The sequence below is a fragment of the Coleofasciculus sp. H7-1 genome (assembly GCF_057473865.1).
The window spans coordinates 74,606-93,140 of record NZ_JBYCCT010000067.1 but is presented as its reverse complement, the minus strand read 5'-3'; the positions used below and the strand labels follow the sequence as shown (position 1 = coordinate 93,140).

General features: G+C 46.4%; 11 protein-coding genes. 5 read left to right on the top strand and 6 right to left on the bottom strand.

Translation table 11 applies throughout. The features are described 5' to 3' along the window. Positions 1-239 precede the first annotated feature (239 nt). Both AC2VDX_RS18470 and AC2VDX_RS18465 read right to left on the bottom strand, forming a co-directional pair. Positions 240-2,105: a protein kinase domain-containing protein gene (locus AC2VDX_RS18470; protein WP_378184368.1), complete on the bottom strand. Its 1,866-nt coding sequence runs from the start codon at positions 2,103-2,105 to the stop codon at positions 240-242. 255 nt (positions 2,106-2,360) lie between these two features. After that, complete coding sequence (locus AC2VDX_RS18465; RefSeq protein WP_378184367.1) at positions 2,361-2,903, bottom strand: GIY-YIG nuclease family protein; 543 nt, start codon at positions 2,901-2,903, stop codon at positions 2,361-2,363. A 426-nt stretch (positions 2,904-3,329) separates the two neighbouring features. Here AC2VDX_RS18465 and AC2VDX_RS18460 point away from each other — a divergent pair, with 426 nt between their 5' ends. The 3 genes from AC2VDX_RS18460 to AC2VDX_RS18450 all read left to right on the top strand — a co-directional run bounded on the left by AC2VDX_RS18460 (position 3,330) and on the right by AC2VDX_RS18450 (position 9,575). Continuing rightward, complete coding sequence (locus AC2VDX_RS18460; RefSeq protein ID WP_378184366.1) at positions 3,330-4,979, top strand: ABC transporter substrate-binding protein; 1,650 nt, start codon at positions 3,330-3,332, stop codon at positions 4,977-4,979. A 237-nt stretch (positions 4,980-5,216) separates the two neighbouring features. Next, complete coding sequence (locus AC2VDX_RS18455) at positions 5,217-6,119, top strand: vWA domain-containing protein (protein ID WP_378184365.1); 903 nt, start codon at positions 5,217-5,219, stop codon at positions 6,117-6,119. Positions 6,120-6,299: 180 nt separating this feature from the next. Further along, positions 6,300-9,575, top strand: a complete 3,276-nt coding sequence (locus AC2VDX_RS18450; protein ID WP_378184364.1) for a tubulin-like doman-containing protein — start codon at positions 6,300-6,302, stop codon at positions 9,573-9,575. Between the two features lie 275 nt (positions 9,576-9,850). Here the strand turns inward: AC2VDX_RS18450 and AC2VDX_RS18445 are convergent, their stop codons facing one another. Then, positions 9,851-10,174: a hypothetical protein gene (locus AC2VDX_RS18445; RefSeq protein WP_378184363.1), complete on the bottom strand. Its 324-nt coding sequence runs from the start codon at positions 10,172-10,174 to the stop codon at positions 9,851-9,853. A gap of 225 nt (positions 10,175-10,399) precedes the next feature. Further along, positions 10,400-10,900 (bottom strand): pentapeptide repeat-containing protein, encoded by a 501-nt coding sequence (locus tag AC2VDX_RS18440; protein ID WP_378184361.1) that lies wholly within the window; start codon positions 10,898-10,900, stop codon positions 10,400-10,402. 434 nt (positions 10,901-11,334) lie between these two features. Between AC2VDX_RS18440 and AC2VDX_RS18435 the strand changes: the two genes are divergently transcribed. Next, positions 11,335-13,815 (top strand): GH116 family glycosyl hydrolase, encoded by a 2,481-nt coding sequence (locus tag AC2VDX_RS18435; RefSeq protein WP_378184360.1) that lies wholly within the window; start codon positions 11,335-11,337, stop codon positions 13,813-13,815. A gap of 250 nt (positions 13,816-14,065) precedes the next feature. Here AC2VDX_RS18435 and AC2VDX_RS18430 read toward each other — a convergent pair whose 3' ends face one another. Further along, the gene (locus AC2VDX_RS18430) at positions 14,066-14,392 is read right to left on the bottom strand and encodes a hypothetical protein (RefSeq protein ID WP_378184359.1); all 327 of its coding nucleotides are present in this window, start codon (positions 14,390-14,392) and stop codon (positions 14,066-14,068) included. A gap of 354 nt (positions 14,393-14,746) precedes the next feature. Here AC2VDX_RS18430 and AC2VDX_RS18425 point away from each other — a divergent pair, with 354 nt between their 5' ends. Next, on the top strand, positions 14,747-17,809 hold the full coding sequence (locus AC2VDX_RS18425; protein WP_378184358.1) for a zinc-dependent metalloprotease: 3,063 nt from the start codon (positions 14,747-14,749) through the stop codon (positions 17,807-17,809). Positions 17,810-18,303: 494 nt separating this feature from the next. On the opposite strand, the gene AC2VDX_RS18420 is transcribed toward AC2VDX_RS18425, so the two are convergent. After that, positions 18,304-18,522 carry a hypothetical protein gene (locus AC2VDX_RS18420; RefSeq protein WP_486928219.1) on the bottom strand — a complete coding sequence of 73 codons (219 nt, stop codon included), beginning with the start codon at positions 18,520-18,522 and terminating at the stop codon, positions 18,304-18,306. Positions 18,523-18,535 lie beyond the last annotated feature (13 nt).

The window sequence follows — 18,535 nt, the reverse complement described above, 5'->3', positions numbered from 1 at the left end:
GTTGGGTTTCGTCCCTCAACCCAACCTACAATTATTAGAATTTTCTCAAAACTGACAATTAAAATATTTAACATTTTCGAGCATCAGTTGGGTTTCGTCCCTCAACCCAACCTACAATTATTAGAATTTTCTCAAAACTGACAATTAAAATATTTAACATTTTCGAGCATCAGTTGGGTTTCGTCCCTCAACCCAACCTACAATTATTAGAATCATCCCAAAACTGACAATTAAAATATTTAACATTTCCTGGCAGCAGACACATTGTAATCGTGCATATCTGCATCCCAAATACTGATGTAAATAACATCACAATCTTGGCGGACAATCATGCCTTTTAAGGAGCCTTGAGTAAAACGATAAGAACTCAAGCGACGCTGTTGCACTTTTTGCAGTCCATCCTTAATGTAATTGTCGGCTCCACCTTTTAATAATCCATCCAAAGTAGTCTGCATTACTTGAGGATCGACCGATTGAGCAAAGGATGCTTCGGTTTGGCGAAGACGACCAGAATTCCGATCGAATAAGTAGCCGAGATCGATCTGATTTGGCACTAAGTTATAGATGACAGCGCGGGTTCTCCAAGCGCCACTGACATCTGTGTCTGGGTTGCCGAGGGATGCTTGTATAGCGCTTCTTGATGTACCGACGGGAAATGCGGGAACGCTTGAAACTGGACGATTTGGATTCGGGTTATTGTTTTCGGGGATGGGTACGGCGGGAGTTCGTGCAGGTTCGGGAGTTCGTGCGGGTTCGGGTGTCGCAGATTGAACGGGTGCGGGTTCGGGAGTTTGCGCTGGTTCGGGTTCTGGCGATGTTCCAAGGGGACGATCCCTTTCAGGCGATCGCTCCGATCTTGGGCTAGGAGAGGCGGCAATAGGCGGCGGCGTCGCTTCATCCTGTCTAGTCGTTGAATTTTCAGGTGATGGAGAGGGCGATGTCTCCAGAGGACGATTTCTTTCAGGGGTTCGTTCTGTTTCTCTGGTGGTTGGTGCTGATGTTGATGCGGGAGAGGAGGCGACGGTAGGCGATGATTCCGGTGATTTGCTTAAAAGTCGGCTAAGACCGACAATAGCACCGACCAAGGTCAATCCACCCACAATGCCTATCAGCAAAGGATTCCATCGCCGTCCTTGACCGACTACTACAGGCGGAGGGTTAACTTGAGGGGTACGCGGGGAATTAATGGGCGCAGGCGAAACGTTCCTCCCACCACCTGGAGACACGGCAACGGTTGCCATATTAGAAACTCCAGCACCCCCAGCCGAAGCCACCGTTGGAGTTGCACCCGATTGCAAGGCATCGAGCATTTCTCTGGCAGTAGAATAGCGATCGCGCGGATGCGACTGAATCGCCTTATCCAAAACAGCGACAAAGCTAGGACTAATATTCGCTGCGGATTGATGCCACAAAATCTCCCCCGTTCGCGGATCGGTTGGTAAATCTTGCGGTAGTTTCCCGGTTAGTAGATAAATCGCCGTCAGCGCCAAACTATATACGTCGCTGGCGAAGACGGGTTGCCCGACTCCCTGTTCCGGAGGCATAAATCCCGGCGTGCCAATTACAATCGAGGCGGGAGAATTACCTGGATTCACCGCCGCGTTCATACTTTCCTTGACGGCACCGAAATCAATCAATACCGGCTTCCCATCCCGTTGCCGGATAATAATATTGTCCGGTTTGATATCCCGGTGAATTATGCCCTTGCTGTGGATATAATCCAAAACGGGCAGCAGACTGACAAGTATTTCCTTAACCTGATTTTCAGGCACTAACCCCTGAGTTTGCACCTTTTTCGTCAGAGTTTGCCCCTCAATGAATTCCTGCACCAGGTGAAACTGCCCAGCTTCCGAAAAGTAGGCGTACAACTTGGGAATTTGATCGCTAGCTTCACCCAACGCCTCTAAAATAGCCGCTTCCCGTTGGAAGCGATCTTGAGCCATCTGGAACATCTGGGGATTGTTTGCCATCGGCTTCAGCTGTTTAATTACGCAGCGACGCCCTGACGGCATATGAGTATCTTCTGCCAGAAAGGTGTTGCCAAATCCACCACTTCCCAGCGTCTGGATAATGCGATAGCGATTGTTCAACAGGTGTGGATTCATGGGATGTCAGGGCGATCGGGGTTGCTTGGTGCAAGGGTAATATGGGTGTTATAGAAGCGAAGCATTTGTGCAGAAATCAGCAACTAGGTCAAATTAACATAGAACCTCTCCCCTAACCCCTCCCCTCGTAGGGGAGGGGAATTTGCCCCCTTCGCTACGAGGGAAGGGGGTTGGGGGGTTAGGTTTTTGTTTATATTTATACCCATTTACTTACCAAGATGATGACCTAGAAATGTCTGCACAAATGCTTCGTCCTTACTTCAGGTCAAGTAAGCCACTTTCTTTTAATTTTGGATTAAAACGGAGTTCTTCTTGAACTCCACGGGATTTGAGCTGCTGAAAAATTTCTTCTTCAACGCGCCGTGCTACATTTTTTAACAGCTTCCCTTGCCCGACTTCATCCATCGCTGGACTTGTAAACTTAGTTTGTTCCTCAGCCGTCATTGCTAGTTTGGCATCAATCGGCTCGTTCCATGCGGCTTGTTCGGAACCATTGCCAGCGGGTACGGCACCATTTTCTTCAATCCAGGCATTGCGAATGCTTTCTAGAAGGGTACGGTTTGGGCGATCGCTAGTGTGGGCTTTTAGCCAATAGCAGCGTTCGTGTTGACGTACCAAATGTTGCTTGAGGCTGAGATTGATATCGCGGGAATAGTTGATCAGTTGCAGCACTTTCTCTCGATCAAAAATTGCGTATACGCCAATTTTTCCCTGCAATTTCTCCGGTAAATGCCCGGTTTCGTCAAGGTAAGGGATATATTCTAGGCTGGCAAGAGATGGAATGTCGTCAGAAGTCATCGGTAGTTTTTGATTTTTTTATTTGACTTTTTGATAATCTCACAGAGGTGACTAGAATGAATTTAGGAAAAAATATTGATAATGAATTTATTCCTAAATTCGGATTCAGGCTTAAATTCAGATGTTCTTCCTTTGGGTGTCATCTTACTGCCAGGAAAGCGCTAAAAAATAATTATCCTTGTCTCTACGCTTCTTAGCTCACGCTTCACCAGCCTAGTCAAGGATAATGCACCTTAACTATCTTAAAGCGTCTGGGGCGGCGAACGTTGCCGAGCTGCCAATAATTGAATGATTAAGATATAATATCAATTTTTTTAATCTGAATGAATCCTGATGCCAATGGGGATGACACAGTGGCTCTGTCTGGCAGAAGATTGTAATTATTAGAATAAATAGTAAGTATGGCTACCAGGGAGATTGGGAGAATTGAATACGCAAGGCAAATGGATCTGTGATGGTGTACCGAAAAACAATCAACAGTACCCAAGCAATCAAGCCCATCCACCCCAGGAAAATCACGGGCCAGACTGTATTGTTTGTGGCTTGCCTAGAGAGGCAATGACTCCTCAGAAAAGCCAGAAAACGGTCATTTCTAAACCGCCCGGTTCTAAGCCTTCACTTGTGCTGCCAATCCTGATTTTGGTTGGGATTCTGGCGGCACTGGCGGGGGGATTTGGCTTGTATAAACTGACACAGGGGAATAAACAACCGGCAATCGTTGCGTCTCCTGAGACTCAATCTCCCACGTCTAGCGACAATGCACCAACGACAACTGCCGATCCGCAAGCGATCGCCAGCGATACCGCTGACAATGCCGAGTTGATCAGTCAAGGCGAGAAAATCCTGTTAAAGGATGCCACAAATTCCCAAAAAACAGCCGCAGCAGTAGCGTTTGCCCAGAAAAATTGGGAGGATGCGATCGCCCAATATCAACAAGCGGTTAGCGTCAACCCCAACGATCCCGAAAGCAAAATTTACCTAAACAACGCTAAAGCCAAAAAAGCCGGGAATCCCCTGACAATGGCAGTGGTGGTTCCCATCACCCCCAGTCCAGACACGGCGAAGGAAGTTCTCCGGGGTGTGGGACAAGCGCAAGACGAGTTTAACCAATCTCCGGCGACACCCGGACGCTTGTTAGAAGTCGTGATTGCCAACGATATTGACCCGGTAAAAGCAGTTTCCCTGGCGCAAGACCTCACCAAGTCACCGAATATTTTAGGCGTTTTGGGACATGGGATAGATAAGGGTTCTCAGCAAGCGATCGCCATGTACGAACAAGCTGGGTTAACCGTCCTTTCTCCCATCAGCACTAGCATTACTCCCGGTTCTGGCGGTCAGTCTACCTTGCAAACCATCCCTCTCGCCAAGAAAGCCAACGAGTTGCTGGGTACTTATCTGCAAACCGTCGGCACCACCTTAGCAAAATACGCCGCTACAAAGTCCTCAGCGCCGTCTGTGGTGGTTTTTTACAACGCCGATAGTCCTTACAGTCAGCAATTAAAGCAGCAGTTTACCACTGCCCTGTCTAAAGTTAACGGCAAAGTCGTTAAAGAAGTAGATGTCACTGGTGCCAACTTCAATGCTGCTGCTGAGATTCAGAATGCAACTGGGGCGGGGGCGAAAATTGGTTTCTTGGCACTGAGTAAGAATAAAGTAGATCGAGCGATCGCTATTGCCAAAGCCAATCCCACTGGGGCGCAAGGGTTACAGTTAATTGGCGGAGATGAACTGTATAATCCAACTATCCTCACCTCTGGCGGCGACGCGATTAAAGGCATTGTGCTGGCAGTTCCCTGGAGTTCTCAACCCAACGATCCCTTCGCCAACCAAGCTGCCACGATTTGGAAAGGACGTGTCAGCTGGCGCACTGCTACCGCTTATGATGCGACGAAAGCCTTAACGTCTGCTTTTAGTCAAAATCCCTCTCGTTCGGGCGTATCTCAGCTGCTGAATCAGGGAGTTGCAATCGGCGGCACTGCTACCGATTTTAATGTTCTCAATGAAGTGCCGCTTGTGCAAGCTGTGCCTGGTTCTAATGGGCCACCGGGATCTAAGTATGAATTTAATCCGATTTAGAAGAGAACGAACCGCCTTAGCGTTCGCGTAGCGGCGCGGATGCGCTTAGCCATGCGCGTTAGCGCTTTAGACGCAGAGGACGCAGAGGGAAGAGAGGAGAGGAAGGAAATATTTTTGCTTTAAGTGGAGTCCGGAGTGGGCAGTTAAAGGACTGTAGTGTATAGTTTGTTTTTGCTTGTCATGAGTTGTTGTTGTTAATGACTCATGACTCATGACCAATTTACAACAGGGTTCTAAGTGAGTCGTTCTCGTCGCGGTTTGTGGTTGTATCCGTTATTCCAGATTCCGTTGATGTTGCTGGGAGCGTGTATAGTCGTGACGGCACTCATCTGGCTGTTAGGATTAGGTAGACCGCCAGTAGCAGTTGCGATCGCTCTCGATCTGAGCAGCAGCACTTACAGTACGGAATTTAACGCCCCTGGTACAGTAGTGTACCAAGAAGTAGCAGCGGTGCGGTCGTATTTGCAACAAAACGCCCAACAGTTGAGAAACAAGAACCAGATACAGGTTTTGGGATTTGGGGGAGTTGTGCGATCGCTTACGGGTGATTTTAAAACAGACAGTCAACAAGTGGACGCTGAATTAACCCAAGCATTGGCAAATCCCGATTTACCTCAACTGTTAGCAAACAATACGACAGATATTAACTTAGCGATTCAAAAAGGCACGGAAGCACTTAGCGCTATTCCACAAAAACGCTGCCGCGAATTACTTTTAGTCACCGATGGCGGTGCTAACGTATCACCAGCCATTATCACCAATGCCGTGAATCGCAAAGTTAGAATCAATACAGTCGTGGTAGGGGCAGAATCTCTAGAATTGCGAGGTGCAGCCTTGGCTACTGGCGGTATTTACCTGTCTGGCAAACAAAATAATCTAGAAATGCTCTTCATCGACACGTTTTTTACCCGTTTCAACAGTAACCTCAAATGGCTTATCCTTAGTCTAGGTGCAACTTGGATTGCCCTGATGTGGACGCTAATTTTACCCCTAGATCGGTGGCTGTTTCAAGGTTTAATCGGTCTCGATCGCTCGCTTTCTGGTCAATTATCCTTAAGCCATGCCCTATTTTGGAGCGTTTTGACACCTTTGATTGTTTGGCAGCTATTTAATTTATTGGATATCGTTGTTAGATGTTAGTTGTTAGAGGGTTTATGAAGTTCCTGGCAAATAGAATTCGCGGCTATACAAACCAAGTCCGCCTGCGCGGACTTAAGACGGATACTATATTCTAAAACCTGCTCTCGTCAGGTTTTGTTTGTGTAGCTGCAAATTGTATTCGCCCGGTTTTAAAAGAGAGCTAAATAGGAGAAAAACATTATGGCAGTAGAAGAGAAAAGCATGGTTCCCACTGTATTAGTGGGTATCGGTGGCACCGGACATGAAGTATTATCACGAGTGCGTCGCTTAGTAGAAGAAACTTATGGCAGTCTGCAAAATTTCCCCCTGATTAGCTTTTTAATTATTGATACAGATAGAGAGTACAAAGTCAATAATCCTGCCGCCGCCGGTTCTCCTTTTAAAGACAATGAAAAATATTGGGCAAGTGTTGCTGGCAGTGAAGTTAAAAAAATTATGTCGGACATGGGAAACTATCCCTGGATTGAGAGTTGGTTTCCTACAGAATTAGAGCGGAATATTGGGGCAATTGAAGTCGGTGCCGGACAAATTCGCAGTTATGGGCGATTTGCTTTTTATTGCAATTATCACAAACTTCAAAGACGTTTTAATGAGGCTGCTGATGCCGTTAAAGGACACGAAACCTTTATGCGCGATCGCTATGGCATTAAGGTAGATACAACGGGTTTAAATGTCTTTGTGACGGGTTCTCTATCGGGTGGGACTGGTAGCGGAATGCTGATTGATATCGGCTATTGCGTCCGCCATTGGTTGCGGGGACAAGCGAGTCCGATGGTGACGGCAATTGTGCCAATGCCGACGGCTTTCGCTAGTATTAATGTAGGCGATCGCGTTCTCGCTAACGGTTACGCTGCTTTGATGGAATTGAGCTATTTTTCTGACTATAGAACTGAATATATTGCCCAATTTAGCAGTGGTTTGGTAGACGAAATTCGCAGTAAATCTGCGCCTTTTGACTTTACTTATCTGGTAGGAACAAAAAACGGCGAAAGTGAATTTACTCTCGATCAAATTCGGGAGATGATTTCCCAAAATATCTTCCTTGATTTAACTTCTGATTTTGCACCTTATAAACGTTCGATTCGAGATAATATTAAAGGATCTTGGGCGCAGGCAGATCCCGGTGGACGCGGTTATCCTAAGAATTTTATGAGTTTTGGGTTATCTACGGTAGAAATTCCGATAGCTCAAATTCGCACTTCTTTATCAGATAGACTTGCCGCTGATTTTATTCGCTGGTGGCTAAATGAATCGGTACAGTTGCCGCCAAATGTATTAGAAATGGTGCAAAATGACCTAAAACGGATGCGCCTGACAGAAGCGGAACTGATTGCAGATTTATCGGCGGCTGGTGACAGGTCATATATAACCGAAATCTCCGCTTGGGTAAACTCTATCCGCAATGAAATTGCTACGGATAATAAGTTGCAATGTACCCAGCAAGGCGTAAATATTGTTGGTGCAGAAAAGGGTAAGATTCTGCAATTTTTAGACTATCTCCAGCCAAAAGTTGAAGAATATAAAGCCAATCATTTGCGGAAATTAAGCCCGGATGAGCGATTGCACGGGGACTTCTTGCAAAAGATGTACGATAACCGCAACCGCATCGTGCAACAAGGACGAAAAGCGTTAGAGGAAGAGTTTTATCGGATTATTGAGGATCGCACGAGAGGGTCAAAATTTGCCGATGCTTTCGTGACGGCGGTGCGTCAAATTTTTGAAAATGCCGCCGAAAAGTTCCGCCGCGAATCAGAAAAAGTTTGGCAACCAAAGGAAACCGAACGACAGCGAGATTACGAAAAGGCGCTGCAAGATATTACTGAATTTAAAAATAAGTTTGCCCTTACCAAGCACGCAGATATGGAAAAATCCTGCGAGTTAGCGCTAACGGGTTTAGAAGGTAGCTTGGTGGCGACAATTCAAACTCAAGCTAGATATTTAGGTTTAGAAGTTATTACCAGAATGCTAGAGCATCTGGATGAATTAAACCGCAGTTTGGCACGCTTAAATCAAAAATTGAAGCAAACCCGCGATGATTTTCAGCAAAAAGCCGATCGACAAGCGGATAGTGCTGATGCTTTGATTGTGAATGGCATTAAGCTTTATAACCGCGAAGAACTCAATGAATTATATCGAGATTTAATTGAGCAACAAGCAGGTGCCAGCGAAGGTTCTAAGAGTCGCTACGAGTTGGGAATTGATGGGATTTGTAGCAATTTGTCAGTTCAAGTTCTCGCACAAGCAAGTCCGCTGTGGAAGCGCAACCGTGCGGCGGGTGAGGTAATGCGGCTATTTGATGTGCCGAATTTGGCGGATGTGCAGGAGAATGACTTTAAAGAAATTATTGGCGATCGCGCTAAATTAGTCGTGATGAGTGCGCCGGAAAGCAGCCGATTGAAGCGGGAATTGGCAGCTTGCGATCGCTTATTCAAAGTCTTCAACAACGACGAAGCCGAAATTCGCAACCGCATTGGCACTGCCTACAGCAAATCGAAGCCGTTGATTTTACTTTCTGATGCCGTTCTCAAGCGCCAAGACGCAGGCTTTACCCCCGCACTCAATGCCAAAATTGCCCTAGTTGGCGGACGCAACAGCAGCGATCCAGCGGCAATTAAGCTCATCCCCATTCTGCGGGAGAGAGTTGGTAGCAACGAAGGCATTACACCTCTGGGAGAAGCTGAACGTCACCGGATTGTCTTTGTACAAGAAATTGGTGGTTTTTCCCTGCGCTGCATTGAGGGAATGCCGGAGTTACAGCAATCTTATCAAGATTGGAAAGGACAATCCATTCAGGCAAAACGGGCGCAACTTAAAGGCGAAAGCAAAGAACCTCCGATTCCCGTTCACATTCAAAAAGAGCCGCCGTTTTGGGATATCTTTCCCGAAAATCCAGAGATTTTCCGCCTCGTTGTACAAGCAAGGGCGTTACAAGTTTTGCGAATAGAAGAAAATCGCCTAACCAAAGAAAAAGTAATTCGTTACACCCGACAAACAGTGATTGGTTCAGAAAATGTCGATATCGCCTCTAGTTGGGAAGAAGCGGTGCAAGTGCTGCAAGTGTTAGCGTGTCGCCCCGATAAAGAAGAAATTCAGCGTCAGGTGACGGCAAAATTAACCCAAGTTGACACGGTGCAGAAAAAACAAGCGCTGTATCACCAACTTAAAGCATATCTGGATCGGCGTGCCGTCGAACTAGAAAAAGAAGGCGCAACCGATAGCCTGAATTACAAGCGCGAAGCAAGAGTCATTCAGGAGATGATTGAAGCTTATAAACTTTATTCACCGGGTACTCAACTTGTTGATTCTCTTGCAACTCAGCCGATTGCGATAGCTTCAAATCATTCTCCGACTCCAGAGACTCGCACTCACGTTTTCTGCACCAACTGTGGAAATCAGAACCCAGCGAACTCAAAGTTCTGTTCCAAGTGCGGCACTAAATTGGTGCAATTGAGCTAACATCAATTCTCATTCCCTGGCTTTGTCTGGGAATGAGAATTGATTTCTTAAACAAGACAGGACTTACGCAAAGCTTATACATATAGCGTTATTGTCGGTTCAATCCCCCTGTGGTTGCCCTCAGATGTGGTGATGTGCGGCGAGTCCTGACAAGAGTTTCAATCTATCTCCATGAGTAATGTTTAATCCTGCTAGCAGCTACGCTGGGGAAGGGTAACTTCAGTGTTAGCTAAGCTTTATTAACCCTTGTTGCAACTATTATTTCAGGCAAGTTGTTACTGCATCTTTCTATAAATGGCACAAAGACGAGTCGGTTTAAATATTTTTGCTTTGAACATAAAGTTCGGCGGCACGTTGATAATAATATGCTCGTCAGATTCTTTATATTTTTCAAATTCTGCTGGCATTCCTTTGGGAGTTGCAGTGCTGTAAGGAACGGGTTGAAAAAGTAATTCTGTGAACTCAACCGCTTTCCAGTTTGCCTGCTCGGTAATTTGCGTGAGAAAAGCTTCACCTGTTAATAAACTGAACAGAGCTTCTTTCGCTTCTGGAGCAAGCGCAAAACTACTATCAAAGTTCTCGACAATTTTAAGACCCATTTTACAAATACACGCTAATTAATCAACAACGGTCAACGCGCTGCTATTGGAAGACAAACTATGTAGACCTAAGATATTTTACCCATAGATGGAGAGTAGATGGAACGCGATCGCCCGTTGATTGATCCAAGGGATGCTTCTAGACAAACGCCGCGCTCTCTTTCTTGGCTCTGGGCGATATCCTGCTTTGGTTCTATGCATCCCTTAAGATGTTCCCAATCATTTTCACTCATGGATACTGCCATCGGGCATAATTGCCTGAGTCAGGATGGCTCCGCTCAAGTCAACATCCAACAAATCGGCTCCTCTCAGATTGGCTCGACTCAAATTAGCTGCATACAGCTTCACTCCATTCAAGTTAGCTCCGCCCAAAAAAGCTTCACTTAAATTGGCATAACTAAGGTTAGTGCCACTGAGGTCAGCTTTCCACAAGTTCGCGCCAGTTAAATTGGCTTTACTGAGGTCTGCTCGCTTTAAGTCGATTGCAGCCAAATCGGCTTGACTTAGGTTAGCTCCAATTAGGACAATTCCGCTTAGACAAGCAGTTCTTAGATTAGCTCCCATCAAGTTGAACGTAGAAATGCACAGCTTGCCTGCCTGCATTGTTACCTTGCTAAAGGTTCTTTGTCCGGTTGCGTATCGTTTGAGAAGTTCGTCGGCTTTTTTTTGAACCAACTCTGACTGTGGATTCGCTGACGATTTAGTTTTCTTAGAGATAACTTCCATATTAATACTCTGCTAGTTTAAATTGAATATATTCTTATCATCCTCCTTTAGGCATAAAACTAAGCATTGAAAATGATAAAGAATCTATAAAAATTCAGTGAAGTTTTCCATCTCTTAGAGTTAAAGGAATAATAAAAAAGTTCCTAAAAAATAAACTTATACTGCGATTTCTTAATATTGCTCTATACACCTGATTATATATATCTGTATGTAAAAAATAGATTAAGTTCAGTATTTTTTAGGAGAAAACTACAAGAAGCATTTTCAAAATTAAGTAAGACTACGTAATGTGCAATGCTAAATGTGCAATGCTAATACATTTTGTTTTTTGTTTGCAGCATATAGACTTCTTAGCCCTCCAATTTATCGGGGAGCTAGGGAGGAGCTGACAAAATTTGGGTAACCGAACGAACGAAAGACCGTAAAATCAAGGCATGATCTATCAACGCCCTCGCCCCGAAATTCCCGATTGCACTTGGAGCCGTCCCATTGGTCTCGGCTGGGACAAACCCTACACAGTTCGCTACGCTAGTAATCTCGACGATGGCCCCTGGCACGGGATGCCCTTGGGCGGCTTTGGATCTGGGTGCATCGGTCGTTCCTCGCGTGGCGACTTTAACTTGTGGCATTTGGATGGCGGAGAACACGTCTTCCGGAGTCTGCCTGCTTGCCAGTTCAGCGTCTTCGAGCAGCCAGAAGACTCACCCGCGCAAGCTTACGCGCTTTGTACAGAACCGCCTGAGGATGGGACTTTATCCCGGTGGTTGTGGTATCCGAGTCAATCAAAAAGTGCAGAGAAATCGGACTCAGCAGGCAGCACTGGAACCTATCATGCGCTGTATCCCCGCAGCTGGTTTGTCTATGAAGGGGTGTTTCAGTCTCAGTTGACGTGCGAGCAATTCTCCCCCATTTGGGCGGGTAACTATCAAGAAAGCTCTTATCCGACAGCGATCTTTCACTGGACTGCCCACAATCCTACCGATAAGCCGATCGTGATTAGTATCATGCTGACGTGGCAGAATGTCGTGGGTTGGTTTACGAATGCGATTCAATCTCCGGAAGTGCGGGTGCGGGATGATGGCAGTCCGGTTTACGAATACCAGCCGCGATGGGGGGACAGTACCGGAAATTTAAATCAGTGGATTGTGGACTTCCACCGAGTGGGGTGTCTGCTAGATCGGGTGAGGCTGCACGATGAAGTCGGAGAGGGGGAAGGACAGTGGGCGATCGCAACTGTCACTAATCCTAGTTTAGAAGTCTTCTATCACGGTCGTTGGAATCCGATTGGGGATGGCTCAGATATTTGGGATTTATTCGCTTGTAATGGTTCGTTGCCAGATCGAGAAGATGAAACTCCGGCATCACCGGGAGAACAAATCAGTTGCGCGATCGCTGTCCGGTTTACTCTGAAACCTGGGAGAACTCGCCAAATTCCCTTCATCGTCTGCTGGGATTTTCCAGTTATGGAATTCCCACAGAGTGCGGAGAAACCAAATTCTCTGGGCACTCAATACTACCGCCGCTACACCGATTTCTTTGGTCGAAACGGCAAAAATGCCTGGTCGATGGTTCGCACCGCACTCAAGCAAGATGATATGTGGAAGGATGCGATTCGGGAGTGGCAACAGCCGATTTTGCAGCGTCAAGACTTGCCCAATTGGTTCAAAATGGCGCTGTTTAATGAGCTGTACTTACTTTGCGACGGCGGCACCCTCTGGACAGCAGCTTCGGAAGATGACCCCGTGGGGCAATTTGGCGTCCTAGAGTGCTTGGACTATCGCTGGTACGAAAGTCTGGACGTGCGACTTTACGGCTCATTTGCTTTGATGATGCTCTGGCCTAAACTGGACAAAGCGGTGCTAGAAGCTTATGCACGGGCGATTTCCACCCACGACGAGACGCCCCGCATTATCGGCTATAACCAAGCCGCAGCGATTCGCAAAGCCGCCGATGCGACGCCCCACGATTTGGGTGCCCCCAACGAGCATCCGTGGGAGAAAACGAACTACACTAGCTATCAAGATTGCAACCTCTGGAAAGATTTACCCTGTGACTTTGTGTTGCAGGTTTATCGAGATTTTGTCTTAACAGGTTCCACAGATATCGAATTTTTGCGCGAGTGCTGGTTGCCGATTGTGAAGACGCTTGCCTATGTCAAGCAATTTGATATCGATGGGGATGGAATTCCCGAAAATTCGGGTGCGCCCGATCAAACGTTTGATGATTGGCAGTTGCGGGGGGTTAGCGCCTACTGCGGCGGCTTGTGGATTGCGGCATTGGAGGCAGCGATCGCCATTGGTGAAATCTTACACAAGTCTGAGTTCAATTCCGAAGAAAATACCCCTGATTATCAATTACCGATTACCAATTACCAAACCTGGCTAAAACAATCCCGACAGGTGTATCAAGAACAACTCTGGAACGGTCAATACTACCGGCTCGATAGCGAAAGCGGCTCTGATATCGTGATGGCAGATCAGCTATGCGGTCAGTTCTACGCTCGTTTATTAAAATTACCCGATCTCGTGCCGTTTGAGTGTGCCCAATCTGCTTTAAAAACTGTCTATAATTCCTGCTTCTTGAATTTCAATCGGCACCTCCCAACTTCCCAACCTGCAACCATTATCGGTGCCGTTAATGGCGTCAAACCCGATGGGACACCGGCAAATCCCGACGCAACTCATCCGCTGGAAGTTTGGACTGGCATTAACTTTGGGCTGGCGGCATTCATGATCCAGATGGGAATGAAAGAGGAAGCCTTCCAGATGACGGAAGCTGTGGTGCAGCAAATTTATGACAATGGGTTGCAATTCCGAACCCCGGAAGCTATCACCGCAGCCGGTACTTTTCGCGCCAGTCATTACCTGCGAGCAATGGCAATTTGGGCAATCTACGGGGTGATGACGCACTTTTAACGGCAGTATCCTAATACTTTTCGTTATCCCAATTTCCCTAGGTGATGCTACACATTTGATTCCCCCAACCGCCCGCTCAATTGGGGGGCGAAGAGAAGCTTAAGTGTAGCGGTAAAAATATGAAATGGGATCGTTTTTTACCACAAATCGCTACAATCTTTATTCATCCAGCTTTTCAGCTTATTTCGTCGCCCCTTCAGCCTACATTTACTAGAAAGTTATAACCAATAACTCCAGCTACGCTTTTTAACTATCCAAAATAGCTCTCACCTTCACCCTCGATTTGACTTAAAGATGAATTGAAAGCAGAGGTTTTTTTAGGTGAGGGATCGGCTGTAAATTCTGCAAAGGCATCAGCATCGGTAGTCACTTTACTACTTGTCGTAAATATCTCAGTCAAAGCCTCAGTAAAAGCCTCAACCTCCACAGGCGTGTGACTAAATTTATTCAGTTCTACTGTTGCCTCAGACTTGGCTAGAGTTGCAGCCCAACCAGGCGCAGCAACGAATGCAAAACCAGCCATCAAAGGCGTTGCGAACAGCAAGAAGCGTAGGCTGGGACGTTGTTTGGTTATCATAAAAACCTTATTTTCCTATGTCGCTACAATTTTTGAAATGAGAATTTTGACCTGCTTAAAGTTGCAGATCGAAGCAATGAACTAACAAAAGAACAATTTAATCTAGACTGTTTTTAATAACGATAAACAGTCTGTTTGTTAAATGGAGACATCCATTTAACAAGCATTTGGGTTACGCTGAAAAGACTGGCGAAAAAAGTTTTTACTGCACTCTAGCCGAAAACACAGATAGAAACTTTGTACGTAAGTATCGTAATTCCAGTTTTCTTAATTTAGTGTAAAGTTCCAGTAAATCTACTGAAATAGTTTTTAAAGATTTGATGAAGTAGAAATTGTCATCGGATGTTGGACAAAATGAAAAAATTGCCGTTCTATCTATTTGTTCTACAAGGAGTGCTGTTAGGGATAGAGCTACAGGTAGCAGCGCAGCCCCTGGTGCCTCTAAAAGCGGTGGAAAGGTTAGGCGATCGCCAACAGATGCAATCGCCCAAAGCTGCTGTTACCAAGAGTCAGCAGCTATCAGGAAGCCAGAAGTCAGACCATTTTACGAATAAATTGCCACAGATTCCTCTTGATAAGAGGAAATCAAATACGTTACCTCAAAAAAGTGAATGGGTATCAGCATCAGAAATTCCTGCTGCTGATTTCACGTCTCCGTATTCTTACGTATGGGTCATCAAAAACAGCCAAAATCAGCCAGAACAACAGCCTTTTGCCTGGATGGTCAAAGATGCCAAAAAACAGTATGGGGAAGGCAGTACGGTGCCGCTACAACCGATACTGGGGTTGCTGAAAGATACCAACCAGGCAGCGCTTCAGATGGCAGAGGCGGGTAAAGTAACTAAAAAGTCTGGGTTTGATGAAATCGTTAAAAATACGGAGAAGGTGGAAGGGTTGTTTACCCTCTACCGCAACAAGAAGACAGGCAAAATATATCTGGAAATCAAGCCAGAACAGCTAAATAAAAACTTTCTCGGCACCGTGACGATGGAATCGGGGATTGGAGAACGCGGTATTTACAGCGGAGTTCCCCTGAGTGATTTCCTGTTTTATTTTCGTCGCGTGAACGAAAATTTACACTTTGTGGTTCGCAATGTTAACTTTCGCACGCGCTCTGGTGAGCCGCAAGAGCGATCGCTCAACCGGGCGTTTAGCGATTCCGTCCTCTACTCGCTAGACATCAAAGCGACTCATCCGCAACGCAAAACCCTACTTATCGATATGGGTGACTTGCTACTCACCGATTTGCCTGGGTTAACTTCAATGTTAAAAACGTTTTTGGATACTTCCTACCGCCTCGACAGCAGCAAGTCGTATTTCGACACTGCCAAAGCCTTCCCCTTCAATATAGAAATTTCCTCAATTTACGGCTTCTCGTCTACGAGTAGCCAGGACGCAAATTTAGCGACTTTACCTGATAGCAGGGCACTCAGCTTGAAGGTACATTACAGTTTATCCCAGCTACCGGAAAACAACGGCTATATTCCGCGTCTCGCTGACGACCGCATTGGCTACTTTATCACCGCCTACAAGGACTTCTCTAGCGACAACCGCAGAGAACCTTTTGTTCGTTATATTCATCGCTGGCACTTAGAAAAACAAGATCCGAAAGCATCCCTATCACCACCCAAGAAACCAATTGTCTTCTGGATTGAGAATTCTGTCCCGGTTGAATACCGCGACGCCATCCGCGAAGGCGTTCTGATGTGGAACAAAGCCTTTGAGAAGGCGGGATTTAAGGACGCCATTGAAGTGCGGCAAATGCCGGATAATGCCACCTGGAGTCCCGCAGATGTTCGCTACAACACGATTCGCTGGATCAATTCTTTAGATGGATATTCTGCTAGAGGGCCATCGCGAGTCAATCCGCTGACTGGCGAAATCTTAGACGCCGACATCATTGTAGATGCCAACATGGTGCGATCGCTCAAGCAGAGATATCGCACCCTCGTCGAGTCAAGCGAGTCGTCGGGAACCGGGTTATTTTCCCAAATTGCGGAGAATCGCAATCTCTGCAACGGATTGGGGAGAGGAACAGAGGGACCTCAATCATCTACCCCAGATTTCTCGCAACTCCTACAAGACCACGATCTCTGCTACGGCATGGAAGCTGCCACTCAATCAGCGATGGGCGCGATCGCATTATCGCTGGTTCACAATGTCTTGCCTAGCAGCAACGAAATGAAAGAATTTGTGCATCAATATATCCGCCACCTGATTGCCCACGAAATTGGACATACTTTAGGGTTGCGACACAACTTCCACGGTAGCACTCTCCTAAAGCCGGAAGAATTGAACAACACCGACATCACGCGCCTCAAAGGAATGGTGAGTTCGGTGATGGATTACGTTCCCGTCAACTTGGCACCCCAAGGCGTGAAGCAAGGAGACTATTATCCAGCCATTGTTGGCCCTTACGACAAATGGGCGATTGAGTACGGTTATAAACCGAGTGAGGCAACGAATTCTGTGACCGAGAAGCGATTTTTAGAGCAAATTGCCTCCAAATCGCCTCAATCAGAATACGCCTATGCCACGGATGAAGACATCTTGGATCTCGATCCGGGTGCCAGTCTTTGGGATTTGAGTGGGGATGTGCTGCGCTACTCGCAGTCGCAGATGGACAACGCCCGAATGATGTGGGGGCGTTTGGATAAGCGTTACCCGTTGCAAGGTGATAGCTATGAAGAAATGCGCCTGTTGTTTAACACGATACTAAGTTACTACTTCAGTAATGCTAATTTGATGAGCCAATACATTGGTGGACAGTCATTTAGCCGCAACCACGCCGGAGATCCCAATGGGCGTTTGCCGTTTGAACCCGTGCCCCTGGAAAAACAGCGCGACGCATTGACAAAACTAGAAAAGTATGTTTTTGCAGCAGACGCTTTTGATTTTCCGCCGCAATTGCTGAATCAGTTAGCACCGTCGCGCTGGAGACACTGGGGAAATCCGATCCCGATTTTCCGACTAGATTATCCGATTCATGAAAACCTACTGTTGCAGCAAAGTCGCATATTGCGATCGCTTCTATCAGAAGATCGCCTAAATCGTCTGCGCGACATTGAACTGAAGACGAAACCAGGGGAAGCGCTGACGCTACCGGAACTCTTCGACACTCTGCAAAATAGCATCTGGACAGAGGTGCAGCAATCTGATCGCAAACCCGCGAATATTTCCAGCCTCCGCCGTTCCTTGCAACGCGAACATCTGGAAATCATGCTGGGAATGGTGTTGCGGACTGAATCGGTACCGGAAGATGCCCGAACCCTAGCATGGTACGAACTGCGCCAACTGCGGAAATCGTTGGATAGTGCGTCGAAGCAGAAGAACCTCGACACCTACACCAAAGCGCACCTTCTCGAAACACGCGATCGCATTAACAAAGCCTTAAACGCCCAGATGGAATCGAAATGAATCCACGATCAACTATAAATGGTGCAACTTTAAAGAGAAAACCTAACCCCCTTCCCCCTTCCCGATTCCGGGAAGGGGGAGAAATTTACCCCTCTCCTTGCAAGCTACGGTGTACACACATCTTTGGTTAAGTGGCAAAACGTTGATTGATCCCCCCTACCCCCCTTAAAAAGGGGGGAAATAAAGTCAAAGTCCCCCTTTTTAAGGGGGATGCAAGGGGGATCAAAACGGGACTTGCAAGTTTAAGAAGACTTGTGTGTACACCGTAGCCTTGTAGGGGAGGGTTAGGGAGAGGTCAAATCCAGGTGAAACAGCCATCCGCTATTAAATATAAACTTTTTTGGTTTTTTGGCTGGCGCATAGTATTTTTAGACTGCAAAGCGGGAATCTTAAACAGGGAGACGCTACTGCACTCAACGATGGCGTTGAAGACGATGCTCAACTTTAGCGTGCAAAATAGCTCTCTAGGTTTTGTTGAAGAGAAACCAAAGGATTTATGTGCTATCTTCAGTCCCTTTTAGATGATGTTTATAAAGTACCTGGTGAAGAGACATCAAAAGATTACAAATCGTTCGTGCCAAAGCAGATTCGGAAAATCCGGAATTTTGAAATTTGCGTGGGTAGGTTTTTTGTATATCTGGTACAGACTTTTTGCCACCATGAACAAGCTTTAGAGATGCGAAATTCGGCATTTCTACTTCCCAAACCATCATAGTTTCAACTTGA